This is a genomic window from Flavobacterium sp. UBA5153 (assembly GCA_002413745.1).
Lineage (GTDB): Bacteria > Bacteroidota > Bacteroidia > Flavobacteriales > Flavobacteriaceae > Flavobacterium.
The window spans coordinates 43,971-44,381 of the sequence record DHXP01000021.1; the positions used below are offsets into that span (position 1 = coordinate 43,971).

General features: G+C 35.8%; 1 protein-coding gene. It reads right to left on the reverse strand.

The genetic code is table 11. The features are described 5' to 3' along the window. Nucleotides 1-209: 209 nt before the first annotated feature. Nucleotides 210-411, reverse strand: a 202-nt coding sequence (locus B2145_RS04745) for a nucleotidyl transferase AbiEii/AbiGii toxin family protein (protein ID WP_291098959.1), incomplete at its 5' end; no start/stop codon positions are given.

Below are 411 nucleotides of genomic sequence, written 5' to 3' on the forward strand. Positions count from 1 at the left end.
GCGCGAGTACACAATCTAAAAAATAGAGTCGTCCGTATTCCTCGGGAGAAAGGGATCGTGATTACAGGGCTTTCGGGTTCTGGGAAATCTTTTCCATAAAATCTAATTTAATGAGTTCCCAGTTTTTAGAAAGCAAACAATTGGGCTCAAAATCTAAATCCGCAGCAGTAAAATCGATTAGCATTTGTTTGATTTTAATGAAATCATCATTATAAGGATAGCGTTTTTGAAAGTACGAAATCATATCTCCAAGGGGGTATTGTGTTCAAGAAATAATGCAAATCCCAAAAGTCTTTTTTTCTTCCCCCACGTAGAACAACATCCAATTTCATTGCGATAATTTCTTCAATAGAGGCCATTCGAACAGTATCAACAGTAATTTCCTCAAAAACGTAATCATCGGTATAATAT